The 14525-nt window shown below is 62.4% G+C and carries 15 protein-coding genes; 2 read left to right on the forward strand and 13 right to left on the reverse strand.

Annotated features, from left to right (window positions below; translation table 11 throughout):
• Positions 1 to 3: 3 nt before the first annotated feature.
• The 10 genes from ACZ1JW_RS10860 to ACZ1JW_RS10905 all read right to left on the reverse strand — a co-directional run bounded on the left by ACZ1JW_RS10860 (position 4) and on the right by ACZ1JW_RS10905 (position 7557).
• Positions 4 to 957 (reverse strand): transporter associated domain-containing protein, encoded by a 954-nt coding sequence (locus ACZ1JW_RS10860; RefSeq protein ID WP_465123541.1) that lies wholly within the window; start codon positions 955 to 957, stop codon positions 4 to 6.
• Between the two features lie 39 nt (positions 958 to 996).
• Positions 997 to 1500: an rRNA maturation RNase YbeY gene (gene ybeY / locus ACZ1JW_RS10865; RefSeq protein WP_465140568.1), complete on the reverse strand. Its 504-nt coding sequence runs from the start codon at positions 1498 to 1500 to the stop codon at positions 997 to 999.
• Positions 1497 to 2519 carry a PhoH family protein gene (locus tag ACZ1JW_RS10870; protein WP_465123539.1) on the reverse strand — a complete coding sequence of 341 codons (1023 nt, stop codon included), beginning with the start codon at positions 2517 to 2519 and terminating at the stop codon, positions 1497 to 1499. The genes ybeY and ACZ1JW_RS10870 overlap by 4 nt, the downstream gene beginning before the upstream one ends.
• An 88-nt stretch (positions 2520 to 2607) precedes the next feature.
• Positions 2608 to 3927: a tRNA (N6-isopentenyl adenosine(37)-C2)-methylthiotransferase MiaB gene (miaB, locus tag ACZ1JW_RS10875; protein ID WP_465140569.1), complete on the reverse strand. Its 1320-nt coding sequence runs from the start codon at positions 3925 to 3927 to the stop codon at positions 2608 to 2610.
• A 34-nt stretch (positions 3928 to 3961) separates the two neighbouring features.
• Positions 3962 to 4735 carry a lysophospholipid acyltransferase family protein gene (locus ACZ1JW_RS10880; RefSeq protein ID WP_465123537.1) on the reverse strand — a complete coding sequence of 258 codons (774 nt, stop codon included), beginning with the start codon at positions 4733 to 4735 and terminating at the stop codon, positions 3962 to 3964.
• Positions 4719 to 5141, reverse strand: a complete 423-nt coding sequence (locus tag ACZ1JW_RS10885) for a Fur family transcriptional regulator (protein ID WP_144905629.1) — start codon at positions 5139 to 5141, stop codon at positions 4719 to 4721. The genes ACZ1JW_RS10880 and ACZ1JW_RS10885 overlap by 17 nt, the downstream gene beginning before the upstream one ends.
• Positions 5142 to 5251: 110 nt before the next feature.
• Positions 5252 to 5692, reverse strand: a complete 441-nt coding sequence (locus ACZ1JW_RS10890) for a Ros/MucR family transcriptional regulator (protein ID WP_144905631.1) — start codon at positions 5690 to 5692, stop codon at positions 5252 to 5254.
• Positions 5693 to 5855: 163 nt separating this feature from the next.
• Positions 5856 to 6329: a GNAT family N-acetyltransferase gene (locus tag ACZ1JW_RS10895; protein ID WP_465123536.1), complete on the reverse strand. Its 474-nt coding sequence runs from the start codon at positions 6327 to 6329 to the stop codon at positions 5856 to 5858.
• Positions 6330 to 6350: 21 nt separating this feature from the next.
• On the reverse strand, positions 6351 to 6968 hold the full coding sequence (gene tsaB, locus ACZ1JW_RS10900; protein WP_465123535.1) for a tRNA (adenosine(37)-N6)-threonylcarbamoyltransferase complex dimerization subunit type 1 TsaB: 618 nt from the start codon (positions 6966 to 6968) through the stop codon (positions 6351 to 6353).
• Positions 6969 to 6978: 10 nt separating this feature from the next.
• On the reverse strand, positions 6979 to 7557 hold the full coding sequence (locus ACZ1JW_RS10905) for a NifU family protein (RefSeq protein WP_465142766.1): 579 nt from the start codon (positions 7555 to 7557) through the stop codon (positions 6979 to 6981).
• A 135-nt stretch (positions 7558 to 7692) separates the two neighbouring features.
• Here ACZ1JW_RS10905 and ACZ1JW_RS10910 point away from each other — a divergent pair, with 135 nt between their 5' ends.
• Positions 7693 to 8274 carry an FKBP-type peptidyl-prolyl cis-trans isomerase gene (locus tag ACZ1JW_RS10910; RefSeq protein WP_465140570.1) on the forward strand — a complete coding sequence of 194 codons (582 nt, stop codon included), beginning with the start codon at positions 7693 to 7695 and terminating at the stop codon, positions 8272 to 8274.
• Positions 8275 to 8337: 63 nt separating this feature from the next.
• Positions 8338 to 11214 (forward strand): M16 family metallopeptidase, encoded by a 2877-nt coding sequence (locus ACZ1JW_RS10915; protein WP_465140571.1) that lies wholly within the window; start codon positions 8338 to 8340, stop codon positions 11212 to 11214.
• 2 nt (positions 11215 to 11216) lie between these two features.
• Here ACZ1JW_RS10915 and ACZ1JW_RS10920 read toward each other — a convergent pair whose 3' ends face one another.
• From ACZ1JW_RS10920 to ACZ1JW_RS10930, 3 genes are read right to left on the reverse strand one after another with little or no spacing between them, the layout of a single operon-like run.
• On the reverse strand, positions 11217 to 11867 hold the full coding sequence (locus ACZ1JW_RS10920; RefSeq protein WP_465140572.1) for a TadE/TadG family type IV pilus assembly protein: 651 nt from the start codon (positions 11865 to 11867) through the stop codon (positions 11217 to 11219).
• The gene (locus tag ACZ1JW_RS10925; protein WP_465140573.1) at positions 11864 to 12448 is read right to left on the reverse strand and encodes a TadE/TadG family type IV pilus assembly protein; all 585 of its coding nucleotides are present in this window, start codon (positions 12446 to 12448) and stop codon (positions 11864 to 11866) included. Before ACZ1JW_RS10925 ends, ACZ1JW_RS10920 begins: the two co-directional genes overlap by 4 nt.
• A complete protein-coding gene (locus ACZ1JW_RS10930) occupies positions 12445 to 14319 on the reverse strand; it encodes a Tad domain-containing protein (RefSeq protein ID WP_465140574.1) in 1875 nt (624 codons plus the stop codon). The genes ACZ1JW_RS10925 and ACZ1JW_RS10930 overlap by 4 nt, the downstream gene beginning before the upstream one ends.
• Positions 14320 to 14525: the final 206 nt, after the last annotated feature.

The following is a 14525-nucleotide window of genomic DNA, read 5'->3' on the forward strand; positions in this document are numbered from 1 at the left end:
GTCCTATTCTGCTTCAGTTGCCGTGGCCTGTGGCGCGTGGAGCCTGAGGCGGGTGAGGCGACGTTCGTCACCTCCCGTCACTTCCAGACGCCATCCGCTGGCATGTTCGAGCACGCGCCCGACGGGCGGCACTTCACCTGCCAGTACCACGGCAAGACCGCCGAGCGTATCCACGTCTTCTTCCACTTCCGCAAGCCTCGGATCGACCGTTTCCGCGACGTCATCAAGCTCCGCGCGCGCATCGGCATCCCAGGTGTCGGGATCGATACGGCGCAGGAGTTCCTGAGGCGCATCGTCATGTTCGTCCTCGATCTCGCCGATGATCTCCTCGACCAGATCCTCGATGGTGATGATGCCATCGGTGCCTGAATACTCGTCGATCACCACGGCAAGGTGGGTACGGCGGCTGCGCATGTCGGCCAATACGTCAAGCGCGCCCCGTGCCTGTGGCACGAACAGCGGCTGGCGCATGAGCGAGGTCCAGTCCTTCGGCGGCTGCTTGCCGGAAAGGAGCATGCCCGCAACGATCGCGAAGACGTCCTTCACGTGGATCATGCCCACGATCTCGTCGAGCGATTCGCCATAGACCGGCATGCGGCTGTGGCCATTCTCGGCAAAGGCGGCGACGAGTTCCTCGAACGATGCCGCAGCCGGAATGGCGATGATCTCGCCCCGGGGGATCGCTACGTCATCGGCGTCGTGTTCGCTGAAATGGAGTAGGTTACGCAGCATCTGGCGTTCGAGCGGAACGAGGTCACCGTTGCCTTTGCCGTGGTGATGGACCTCTCCCTCGTGCTCGTCGATCGCTTCCTCGATCTGCGCGCGCAGCGACTGGTCATGGTCTGGGCCTCGGAAAAAGACCCTGATTGCGCGCCATAGCGCGCGCCAAAATGCGGGACTGCTACTGTCTCCGTCTCCCGAGCGGCCTTCGCCGGACGAGTCGTTGCCCTCGGGCACTGTCGTATTCCCCCTTATAGAACCTGTGTGAGGCTCTGGTCAGTCTTCGACCGCATATGGGTCGTCGATACCCATAAGCGCAAGCACCTTCCGCTCCAGATTCTCCATTTCCTCGGCTTCGGCCTCGCCAAGTTCGTGATCGTAGCCCGCCAGATGGAGCAAACCATGCACGACCAGATGGGTCGCGTGAACTTCGACGCTCACGCCTTTCTCTGCCGCTTCGCGCTTGCAGACACCATAGGCGAGGATCAGGTCGCCGAGCATGCCGGGTGCATCGGTGTCTCGAGCCGCGTGTAGCACTTCCTCGCGGCTGAGCATGGGGAAGGACAGGACGTTGGTCGGCTTGTCCTTGGCCCGCCACTGCTTGTTCAGGGCATGGACCTCCTCGTCATCGGCCATGACGAGGCTGATGAGGAGATTGTCGTGCGCGAGTTCGGGGGCGATCCGTCCGGTTGCCTCAGCGGCCCGCTTGGCGAGCTCTTCCCAATCGATGTCGTCTCCCCAGACCGGATCGATGTCGATTTCGAGGATCGGCGCGCTCAAGCGTCCTTCCCTTCATAGGCCTCGACAATGCGGCCAACGATCGGATGGCGCACCACGTCTGCGGTATTGAAGCGCACCGTTGCGATGCCTTCGACGCCTTCGAGGCGCTGCACTGCATCGTTGAGGCCGCTGGCCCCGACGCCGCCCGGAAGATCGACCTGCTTGGGGTCTCCGCACACCACCATCCGGCTGTTCTGGCCAAAGCGGGTGAGGAACATCTTCATCTGGGCAGGAGTGGTATTCTGCGCTTCGTCGAGAATGACGAAAGCATCGGCCAGCGTCCGCCCGCGCATGAAAGCGATTGGCGCAATCTCGATTTCACCGCTGGCGATGCGGCGCTCGACCTGCTCGGGCGGCATGCAATCGTAAAGCGCGTCGTAGAGCGGGCGCAGGTAGGGATCGACCTTTTCCTTCATGTCGCCGGGAAGGAAGCCCAGCCGTTCACCCGCTTCGACTGCCGGTCGCGACAGGATCAGCCGCTGGACCGACCCGGAAATGAGCTGCGCGACCGCCTGGGCGACCGCGACGTATGTCTTGCCCGTCCCTGCCGGACCAAGCGCAAAGATCACATCATGGCTGATCAGTGCCTTCATATATTCGATCTGCGTCGGGCTGCGCGGGATGATCGTTTTCTTGCGCGTGCGGATCATGATCGGGGGAGCACCGCCGGGGGCACCGGTGATGATGCCCTCAAGGGTTGGTTCCACGCTCATCGCGATAAGCGATTCGACCGCACCTGCATCCAGTTCCTGACCGGAAAGCAGTCGCTGATGCATTCCCTTAAGCACATCGCGCGCACGGGCGACGGCATCGTCCGGCCCTTCGATCAGCACGCGATTGCCGCGCGCGGAAATGTAAACTCCAAGCCTGTTCTCGATTTGCACGAGATTGGTGTCGAACTGGCCGAACAGCGCGCCAAGCACGGTCTGTTCGTCGAACTCGACTTCGACCCGGGCGCGACGGTGTGGCGTTTCCGGGCGATGGTGCGCTTCGTCAGCGCGGTGGAGTTTCCGGGCCATGAGCTCCTTTCAGGGTTGGGGCCTGTTTTGGAGCATAAGAACGGATGTTGCGCGCACAAGACGTGCGCCCATACTTTGCACAGCCCAATTAGACGAGTTGACCTGCCAGCGAGTTCGGGCCTGCCTCGACGAGCTTGACGGTGACGATCTCACCGATCTGCGCCTCGCCCATGAAATGCACCGATTGCAGCCAGGGCGACTTGCCGAGCCACTGGCCGGGGTGCTTGCCCTTGCGTTCGACCAGCACCTCGCAGGTCTTGCCGATGCTTGCCTGATTGAAGGCGAGCTGGTCACGATTGAGCGCTGCCTGAAGGCGTTGCAGGCGCTCATCCATCACCGCTGCGGGCACATGGTCGGGCATTGTTGCGGCAGGCGTGCCCGGGCGCGGGGAATACTTGAAGCTGAACGCTTGCGCGTAGCCGACAGCATCGACAAGCCGCAGCGTTTCCTCGAATTCGGCATCAGTTTCCCCGGGGAAACCGACGATGAAATCGCCCGACAGTGCGATGTCCGGCCGCGCGGCGCGGATGCGTTCCAGCACCTTGAGGTAACTTTCGGCGCTGTGGCTGCGGTTCATCGCCTTGAGCACGCGGTCGCTGCCTGCCTGCACCGGCAAGTGCAGGAACGGCATGAGCTTGTCCAACTCGCCGTGCGCGGCAATCAGGCCGTCGGTCATGTCGTTGGGATGGCTGGTGGTGTAGCGGATGCGGGCAAGGTCGGGATCGGCAGCCAGTGCACGCGCCAAACCATCAAGTCCAACCGCGCGGCCTTTGTCATCCTCGCCGGCCCAGGCATTGACGTTCTGCCCGAGCAGCGTGATCTCGCGCGCGCCTCCTGCAACAAGCAGCTTCGCTTCTTCGACCAGATCGGCGAACGGTCGGCTGATCTCGGCACCGCGAGTATAGGGCACCACGCAATAGGTGCAGAACTTGTCGCAGCCTTCCTGCACGGTGAGGAAAGCGGTCGGCCCAGACTTGCGGCGCTTGGGCAGCGAGGCAAACTTCGCCTCGGCCGGCATGTCGGTTTCGGTGGCGCGCTTGCCGGATGCGGCTTCGGCGACCATTTCGGGGAGGCGATGGTACGATTGCGGGCCGACTACGACCTTCACGCTCGGCGCGCGGGTCATGATTTCCTCGCCCTCGGCCTGCGCCACGCAGCCCGCCACCGCGATCAGCGGTGCCGAACCGTCTTCACGGCGCAGGCGGCCGATGTCGGAATAGACCTTCTCGGTGGCCTTCTCGCGGATGTGGCAGGTGTTGAGCACGACGAGATCGGCGTCTTCACCCTCTGCTGCTGCCGACATGCCATCGGCGGCGAGCAGTTCGGACATGCGCTCGCCGTCATAGACGTTCATCTGGCAGCCGAAGCTTTTGACGCGGAAAGTCTTGGGGGCAGGGGTGGTGGCCATGGGCCGCGCCGATAGTGGATTTGCGGCGCTTTGTCTAACGCAGCGCGCTCATCGCAGCGAGGATACGGTCACGCGCGGCAAGAGCCATGGTCTTGCGACTGGCCGTTTCCTCAAGCGTCAGGGGGGGCAGGAAGTGCACAGTTACGGGCAATCCGCGCTTCCGGGCGAGGATCTTGAGAAAGTTGTCCAGCCCGTGCTCTTCACCGACCCATGCCATGGCCGCAACATCCGGGCCGTAGTCGACCCATACCGGCTGGATCGCAATTCCGGGCGGTGGCGGATCGAGGGCGGAGAGCAGCGAAGACTTGAACGGCAACAGACCATTGCCGTCACTGGTAGTGCCTTCGGGAAATACGGTCAGAGCTCCTGTATCGGTGAGCGCGGCGCGCACCATCTCCACCTGCGCATGAACCGACCGGCGATCATGGCGAGCGACAAAGACCGTATCGTTCATTTCGCACAGCCACTTCAGCAGGCCGATATCGGCCAGACCCGAATGCGCGACGAAGGCACTGCCGCTCGCCCCGGCAATCACCGGAATGTCGAGCCAGCTGACATGGTTGGAGAGCAGGAAGGCACCGCCTTTGACCTTGGCGCCCGAAAGCCGAACGCGCGCTCCGGCAATGCTGGCAATGCCGCCAAGAAACAGGCGGGGCCAGGGATTGTGCAGGCGAAGGAGCCGCCAGACGTAATAGAGCGGCACGCACGCAAGCAGAAGCAGGAGCATCGCGCCAAGGCGCATGGCAATGCGCAGTCGTCCGGCCAGCGAGAACGCCGGACGCGTCACCACTTCAGCCGTCGCGTTCAAGTTTGACGCCGTAAAGTTCCATGCGGTGATCGACGAGGCGATAGCCCAGCTTCTCGGCAATTTGGCGCTGGAGTTGTTCGAGCTCGGGATCGACGAATTCGATCACCTTGCCGGTTTCGACATCGATCAGATGATCGTGATGTGCCTCGGGCGTGGCCTCATAGCGGGCACGCCCGTCACCGAAATCATGGCGATCGAGGATGCCGGCTTCCTCGAACAGGCGCACGGTGCGGTAGACCGTGGCGATCGAAATGCGCGGGTCGATCGAGCTTGCGCGCTCGTGCAGCTTCTCGACGTCCGGGTGATCGTCGCTTTCGGACAGGACGCGCGCGATCGTGCGGCGCTGGTCCGTAATGCGCAGGCCACGTTCTGCGCAAAGAGCTTCGATGTCGATCGCCTGGTGCAAGGTGAACTCTTCAAGAAAGGATCGGCCCGCCGATCTATAGACCGGCGGGCCAAATCTTCAACCGCGCGCAAACGTATTGCGCACAGCTCTCGTGGCGTCAGCCGACGATGTCAGGCGGCAGCGGGCTTGCGACCGCGCTTGGGCGCAGGCTTGCGGCCGAGGCCGATCTTCTTGGCCAGTTCGCGGCGCTTTTCGGCATAGGCCGGTGCGACCATCGGATAGTCGGCTGGCAGGTTCCAGCGGGCGCGGTACTGATCCGGGGTCATATTGTAGCGCGTGGCGAGGTGACGCTTGAGCATCTTCAGCTTCTTGCCGTCTTCAAGGCAGACGATGTGATCGTTCTTGATAGACGAGCGGATCGAAACCGCAGGCTCTGGCGCAGGCTCTTCAGCAACCACCGGCTTTTCGAGGCCGGCCAGCGCGGTATAGACGTTGGAGATGAGCGTGGGGAGATCGCTGACGGCAACGCTGTTGTTGCTCACGTGCGCCGCGACGATGTCCGACGTCAGCGTGATCAGGGTCTCCCGCATATCATTCTGAATTTCACTCATTGCGAACAGCTTTCTGTTTTGATCGTGTACGGACTCGAAGGGACTGATAACTTGCTTGGTGATCCAGATCACCATCTATAGTCCAATCACGGCCGGATACAACCTTTTCGATGACAGAATTTTAATCCGGCAAGGCTTCGGCAGTGCTAACGCAAGTATCCGATCAATCGTCGAAAGTCAGTTCCTGACTGATCGCGTCGATCCGGGCACCACCTGGCGTGCGATAGTAAGCGGGTCTTAACCCGATTTCCCTGAAGCCGTGTGCAGCATACAGAAATCCCGCGGGATTTTCACGGCGCATCTCAAGGAAAACCCGACTCATTCCGCTGGATCTCGCGGTGGAAATGAACTTCTCAAGCAGCTTGTGACCTAGTCCTCTCCGGCGATATTGAGGAGCAATTGCGAAAAGTAGTAGTTCCTCTTCATCCAAAACGGCACGGCTCATGAAGAAACCTGCCGTTTCAGAGCAATCTTCGCAGTCCTCAGATCCATCTGGTGAAATCAGGCCATAGCGACAATTACCTAGTAACAGTGCATCGCTGACCTGCCTGCGATTCCAGGCCTCGCCGAACTCGGCCGGAAAGGCCTGCTCCATGACCGCCATGATCCGGTCGATATCGTCGGCTGGAAGGGCCATGGCTTCTCGTGGGATAGGGGTTCAGGCCGCCGACGGAAGCCGCGCATCCGGAGCGCGGCCGTAGCTGGGCCGGGGGTCGTCATGGAAAGCACTGGTTGCAAGCAGCGAGGCGCAGCGCGCGTCGGGACGCAAGTCCAGAGCGATGGCGTCAGGTCGACGCGCGGTCAGTGCAAGCGCTTGGCTACCGGCCACGACCGGAGCTGACGAGCGTTCTATCGCCGCTTGAGGAGTCAAGGACGCGAGCGGCGCGAGCGGCGTGCCGTCCTGGGCAAAGGGCTGGAAGAACCATTCACCATGGCCGCCTGTCATACACACATCCACCGGATGGCCGGGATGCTCTGCCGATGCCATGGCTGCGACGAGGCGAAGGCTTTCGAAGCCCTCGAGCCGCGCGCCCCAGGCAAGCGTCAGTGCGCGGGCGGCGGCAAGGCCAACGCGAATGCCGGTAAAGCTGCCGGGGCCAATGTCGACGGCGATGATCCCCGCGTGCCCCTTGTCCGGCAGTTCCGCGATCATCGGGACGAGGCGTTCGGCGTGACCGCGGCCCAGAACGGTGTATGTGCCCGCCAACAGCGAACCATTCTCGATCAGCGCGACGGAACATGCCTCGGTCGCGCAGTCGATGACGAGTTTGCGCATGGGCGCGCGATCAGGCAGCGCGTACTTCGCTGACTTCGGGGACGTAGTGCTTCAAGAGGCTCTCGATCCCGTTCTTCAGCGTCGCGGTGGAAGACGGGCAGCCTGAGCAGGCACCCTGCATCTGCAGATAGACCACACCTTCGCGGAAGCCGCGGTAGATGATGTCACCGCCATCGTTGGCGACTGCGGGCCGGACGCGGGTTTCGATCAGGTCCTTGATCTGCTCGATCACGTCGGCATCGGCCGGATCGTCGTCAAACCGTTCGTCGGCCTCGGCGGGGACTGCGATCCCGGCTGCCGTGCCGCCGGCGAACAGGGGAGCCTGCGATACGAAGTGGTCAAGCAGGATCGAGAGCACCTGTGGCTTAAGGCTGGCCCACTCGACGCCGGGCGCCGCCGTCACCGCCACGAAATCACGGCCGAAAAGAACGCCGGTCACGTCCCCCAGATCAAACAGAGCCTGCGCCAGCGGCGAGGCTTCGGCAGCTTCGGGCGAGGTGAACTCGCGCGTGCCGGTGGCCATGACCTGCTCGCCAGGAAGGAACTTGAGCGTGGCCGGGTTCGGCGTGGTTTCGGTCTCGATGAACATGATTCGCATGTAGGGCCGTCACGGTGCTGGTCAAGGGTCGGAAAGGTCGGGTTTCACGGGGGCGCGGGCTTATTGCGAGCATTTTCGGCCAAAGGGTGCATGGCGCAAGTTGCGGTCGGTCGCTAAGGCAGTGACATGATCAAGACCGCACGCGCGCTGAGCCGCCTCGCACCCGCCCTGTTCCTCTGCGCCGCAAGCGCACCGTTGGCCTTGGCCGCCCCTCCGGCAAAGCCCGCTCCAAAGCCGGTCGCGCCGTCGGCCGTGGCCATTCCGATGCCCCTGAACCCTGTGGTTGCGCCTGCGCAGCGCCTGTGCTCGGCCAGGACGGCCAGCGGCCTCGGCACGATGGTGCTCAAGGCAGCGGCCGGAGCCAAGCCTGCCAAGGGCGACTACGCGCTGGTGAATTATGTTGGCTATCTTGCTGCCAACGGCGAGGTATTTGATCAGGGCATGCAGGCCGCATTCCCGGTGGATGGCGTTATCCCCGGCTTTTCCGAAGGCCTGCAGCTGACGGCCAAGGGCAGCACGATGCGCCTGTGCGTTCCTGCCGCGCTGGGCTACGGCGCGGAAGGTTCAGGTCCGATCGGTCCCAATGCCGATCTGGTGTTCCAGGTCGAACTGGTCGACTTCAAGACCGCCGCCGAAGTCGAAGCGATGCGCGCGGCGCAAGCGGCTTCACAGCCAGCCCAACCTGCTCAGTCAGCACCGCAACAGTAACGGGTCTATTCACTGGTCCTTCATCCGAAGGCTTCCTATAGTCGGGCGATGCAATCCCGTAACATGCGCGCCCGGCGCTTCGGCCTGTTCCTTTCCCTCCTGCTGGTCTCGGCGGCGCCGGTTGTCGCCGAGGCTCCTGCCAAGGCCCCTGTTGCCGCGGCGAAGTCGGCGGTGCCCTGGCTCTACAAGGGCTCTGACGTTCCGCAAGACAAGGCGTGGACGTTCGGCGTTTTGCCAAACGGTATCCGCTATGCCGTTTCCCATAACGGCGTGCCCCCCGATCAGGTCTCGATCCGCGTGCTGGTCGATGCAGGCTCGATGTACGAGACCGAGCCGCAGCGCGGCTATGCCCATCTGATCGAGCACCTCACCTTCCGGGAATCGAAGTACCTCAAGGAAGGCGAGACGATTCCGACCTGGCAGCGCCTTGGCGCGACGTTCGGCAGCGATACCAACGCCGAAACCAGCCCGACACAGACGGTCTACAAGCTCGATATCCCCAACGCCACTTCGGACAAGCTCGACGAAACCTTCAAGCTGCTCTCCGGCATGGTCACCGCGCCGATCTTCACCGATCATGGCGTGAAGACCGAAGTGCCGATCGTGCTTGCCGAGATGCGCGAGCGGACCAGCCCCCAATCGCGCGTGCTCGACCAGACGCGGGACCTGTTCTTCAAGGGCCAGCTTCTGGCTTCGCGCAATCCCATTGGCACGGTCGAAACGCTGGAAGCCGCCAATGCAGCGGCAGTAAAGGCCTTCCACGACAAGTGGTATCGCCCTGACAACACTGTGATCGTCGTCGCTGGCGACGCGGACCCGGCTGCACTTGTCGCGCGGATCGAGCAGTGGTTCGGCGGCTGGAAGGCCAAGGGCAAGAAGCCGCTCCAGCCCGATTTCGGCAAGCCCATCGCGCCTGCTGGCATCGATCCGAAGAATCCCGTCGGCGAAGCCAAGGTGCTGGTCGAACCGGACCTGCCGCGTCTGGTGAACTGGGCGATCCTGCGGCCTTGGAAGAAGGTTAACGACACGATCGTCTACAATCAGGGGCTGATGGTAGATCGGCTGGCCCTGGCCCTGATCAATCGACGACTCGAGGCACGTGCGCGTGGCGGCGGCAGCTATCTCGTCGCCTCGGTCGACGAAATGAAGCAGGAGCTGTCGCGCTCTGCCGACGCCACGATCGTGACCGTCACCCCGCTGAGCGAAGACTGGAAGAGTGCCGTCACCGACGTTCGCTCGGTCATTGCCGATGCGCTGGCCACCCCGCCGTCGCAGGAGGAGATCGACCGCGAAGTCGCCGAGTTCGAGGTGGCGTTCAAAGTTTCGGTTGAGACGCAGTCGACCATCGCCGGATCGAAGGCCGCTGACGACATCGTCAACGCCGTGGATATCCGCGAGACGGTAGCGAACCCCGACACGGTCTATGACATCTTCCGGCGCTCGATCCCGCTGTTCAAGCCGCAAGCCGTGCTCGACCACACCCGCAGCCTGTTCCAGGGCACGGTGATCCGCCCGATGATGATCACGCCCAAGACGGGTGAGGCTGACGAGGCTTCATTGCGCGCGACGCTCACGGCGCCGGTCAAGGCTGCGTCCGAGAGCCGCGTTGCGGCAAATGCGCTCAAGTTCTCCGATCTGCCGCCCGTCGGTACGCCGGGCACTGTCGCCACGGTCCGTCCGATCGGCCTGCTCGGCATCGAACAGATCGAGCTATCGAACGGCGTAAGAGTGCTGCTCTGGCCCAACGATGCAGAGCCCGGACGGATCATCGTCAAGGCGCGCTTCGGCGGTGGTTACTCCGCGATCCAGCCGCAGGACGCTGTCTATGGCCCGCTTGGCGAAGTCGCACTGATGGACAGCGGCATCGGCACGCTGGGGCGCGACGATCTTGACCGGCTTGCCACCGGGCGCAAGCTCAGCCTCGATTTCAACATCGACGACACTGCTTTCGTTCTGTCAGCAGACACCCGTCCTGCCGACTTGGCCGACCAGCTCTACCTGATGGCAGCGAAGCTTGGCATGCCGCGTTGGGATGCAAACCCGGTGCTGCGTGCCAAGGCCGCGGCCAAGCTGCAGTACGAGAGCTATAATTCCTCGCCCACGGCAGTGCTGAACCGCGATCTCACATGGCTGCTGCGCGATGGCGATCCGCGTTATGCCACGCCCAATCCGGCTGAACTTGAACGCGTTACGCCCGAAGGCTTCCGGAAGACGTGGGAGCCGTTGCTGTCGCAGGGGCCGATCGAAATCGACATGTTCGGCGATTTTACCCGCGAGCAGGCGCTCGCTGCGCTGGAGAAGACCTTCGGCGCTCTGCCGGCCAGAGCTCCAGCAACGGCGGAGACGCTCGCACCGAACATTCCAGCTCATAATGTCGAGCCGCTCGTGCTGACCCATCGCGGCGATCCGTCGCAGGCGGCAGCCGTCGTGGCATGGCCGACGGGCGGGGGGCAGGCGGGCGTGCGCGAAAGTCGCCAGCTCGAGATTCTTACCCAGATCTTCAACAACCGCCTGTTCGATGCGATGCGCGAGAAGGTGGGGGCAAGTTATGCGCCTCAGGTGGGGTCGAGCTGGCCGCTGGACCTGCCATCCGGTGGCTATATCTCGGCCATGGTCCAGCTGCGTCCGGGCGATTTCGATACGTTCTTCGCCTCGGCCGACAAGATCGCCGCCGATCTTGCCGCCACGCCGCCGACTGCAGACGAGATCGCCCGCGTGACCGAGCCACTCAAGCAACTCATCACGCGCGCCAGCACCGGCAACGGCTTCTACATGTTCCAGTTGGAAGGCGCTGCCTACGATCCGCGCAAGATCGCCGCGATCCGCACGATCCTCAATGACTACAGCCAGACCACGCCCGAGCGGATGCAAGCTCTGGCGCAGAAATACCTGAAGGCTGACAAGAGCTGGCGTCTGGAGGTCGTGCCCGAAAAACGCTGACCCTAGCAATCAATTCGGCCGTTCGTACCGCTCAGGCCCGGCCCGACGTTGCGGTCGTCGCGTGCGATGACCGCGGCCTGCTCGTGGATGGTAATCGGTTTGACGAACATCGTTCCGAACAGGCCATGGTACTCGTACCAGACTTCTGCCACCATGACCGCACTCTTGTTTGGCGAAGTGATTGTCCTGCCTCCGAGGGAGATGCCGGGGGCAATTTTTGACAGGGCGCTCCCGGTCAGATCGGGTTTGCCGTGGGACGATTTTTGCTTTCCCCCTCCCATGCACTGCTGCCAGTGGACATACTGACGCCCGGTCACCGGGTGGACTTCCAGACTGGAAAGGATGACGCGCCCGTTCTCTGCCAGCGCGATGTTCTCGCCCTCCTCCAGCGCGCCCTTGAGTACCGATTCCACGTCGCTCGTGGTTATGGTCGGAGTGACGCCGCTGTTGTCGGTCTGGCCAAGGCGCGAGGCGTTGTCCGCCAGTGCCAATGCGACCTGGCTGGCTTCCATCGCCGCCGCGTTCATCCAGGCAATCTCTGCCCCGTACATACCCAGAGTCATGAACAAGGGCACTACCAACGCGAATTCCGTCGTCGCAACGGCATCGCACCGCTGGATCAACCTACGCAGCAGGCGGATGGCAAGGTTCATGGACAACTCCCGACTGTCGCCCCGTAACTCGTCTGATTGCCGAAAGGCTGGTTCTTGGTGACGGCTGTTGCAGCAAGGGTTCGTTCCCCCCAGAGTTTCGGCAGCAGGGGCACCTGAAAGACTGGTTTGAAGGTAGCAGTTACCTTGTAGACGACCACGTCATTGGCAGAGCCGGCACTGTCCTTCTGTCCGACATCCTGGTCCCACTGCCCGTTGCGGTTCTCGTCAGTATAGGTCTCGCCTGCGTCGCAAACTGCGTTGGCGTTCGTGTCGTTCCACTTTTCCGCACGGCCTACGTCGGCAAAGTCGTAATAGCTTGTACGGCTGGTCTTGATCGTCACACCGGGAAGAACCGGCCGGATGGCGTCGAGAACCGAAGCGTCGGCCTCGTTCGTATTGCGCGTTTCCAGAGAAGCGCTGCGGGCTGCGCGGTGGACCGCACCGGTCAGCACCGACTTGCCATAGACCATCTGGCCGACGTCCATGATGCCGAAGAGCAGCATTAGAAACAGCGGCACGACGATGGCAAACTCGACGATCGTCGCGCCTTCCCGGTCGGTAATGAGACGGCGCGCGATCATTGCACCACCCGCAATTCTCCAACCTGCTTTGCGATGGCTTGGAAAGCAGCGTCGAGTTGGCTTGCGTTCGCGGCGGTAAAGGCACTGTCGGTCGAGGAGCAGGCCTGCAGTTCTGGCGTCATGGCTTGAGCAAAGGCTATGACCCACAGCCGGATACCCTTGGCCTTCACCGCCTCGCAAAGCGCCAGAAACCGCGAGTTATGACGTGCCGTATCTTCGTTGTAGCCATCTTCCGTGACCCGTCTGTCGTGATACTCGATCCCCCAGGCCGACTGGATGGAATAGTTGGGTGCCATCTCGCCGTCGGTCATGAAGATCATGTGACGTGAAACTTCACCGCCGTTGGACGGGGCTTCACGGACGTTGCTCGACCACAGGCCGTCCGGTGATGAGAGACGCCCCCCCCAAACCAGCCCGATGTCGTGATACGTGGCTCCAGCCGGGACCAGCGAGTCCGCGAAGGCATTGAAAGCACTACTGTTCATCGTCGCGAGCAATCGTGCTGCCGTCGGGCAGGACGACGCGGCCTGCTGCCCGGTAGGCGAAGGCAGTGCATCGCTCATGTAGACTGTGCCGCCATACGTGACTGTGCGAATGTATGCGACATTCGGCCACATGGGTGCCCACTTGCTTGGGGCGGAGCTGTCGGGAGCAAGGTCGATCTCGAGGTCTTGCGCACCTGCAGGATTAAAGCCGCCGAGCAATGACCAGGTGAAGCTCGGCTCCGAAACGGTCGAACGTTCTTCGATGCAACCGCTCCACGTGGACGATACTGCAGTGCCGTTGCTGCCCGTGGGCGTTGAGACCGCCTCGAAATTCTTGAAGCGGCTCGTGTCATAGGTGACCGGTCGATAGTCCCACCGGTCGAATACTTGCGAACTGGTGTAGACCGGGTTTTCGGTGTCGTATGTGTAGGCGTACTGGTCACGGAAGGCGTAGCGCCAGATGATGCCCCAACCTGAACCGCCCGAAGACGTGCAAGCATACTCGGTCATGCGTTGAGGCTGGGTGGTGGTTGTGGTCGTCACCCTTTGGCCTGAACCGTTGATCGTGGTGACCGGGGCTGATGTGGATGCAGCGCCGTTGTTCGCCCATGCCGTATTCGCCGGTCTGGCAGCATTGCATTGGTTCTGGTTGTTGTATCGTGTGTTTCCGAAGCTCGAATAGTTGCCGAAAGTCGTCGTGCTGGTGCCACTTCCTGTCGTGCGAGTGGGAGCGCCGTATCCGCTCACGGTCTGAACGGTCCGGTAAACTGCCTGCCGTGACTGGATCGTCCAACTGTCGACAAGGTAGCCGGGGTCCAGATTGCGCAGGAGTGCGCCGACGTTCACAGTGGAGCTGTAGGGCACGAATCCGTAGCGGACACGGGCATTTGTGCCCGACAAGGCGTTTTCGACCGTGCTGTAGAAATTCTTCATCGCGACCCGCAACGCCTCGATCCTCGTCTGCGTGCTGCCTGCGAGCTGCCAGCCCATCGATCCTGTCGTGTCGAGCACCATAATGATGTCGCTGTTGCCCACGCCCATGGAGGCGGTGCAGCGAACGCTCAAGTCAAACCCGGGAAACCCGAACAACTGCATCATCAACGGGGGGAGAGATGTTGTCGCCACTGCGTCGATTGTACCGCCCTTGTCCGCCGATGACGGCACGAAGGTGGTATCGTGCGAATCCTGATGCGCCTCATCGAAGTTCGCGAAGAAGTAGTTTTCGGCCTGGGTCTTGGCTGCCGCGTCGAAACCGCTGGTCGTTACTCCTCGACGTCCGGCCAGAACGCCAGCGTCACACGCCGCCTGCAGTCTCGTCTGCGTACGCCAGGCGCGGCTTATGTCGATGGCCCCCCCAATCAATGCGGCCACCGCGAAAATCGCCATCGCCGAAAGCGGAAGGATGTTTCCCGTCCGGCTTCGGGCAAGAGCGGTCAGAAGACGACGAAGGGCAAGCATCGGGACCGAGAGAGCCTATGGTGGAAGTGCAGGGTTAACCGCCCGTCCACCAAGACATTCTCATGCAGCCGATAGGGAAAGCTCCTTAGCCTGCCCGTTCTCCCTCATCGGGAAGTTCGATTGCCGTGAACGCA

Source organism: Novosphingobium sp. BL-A-28-Hi1-0D (assembly GCF_055521755.1).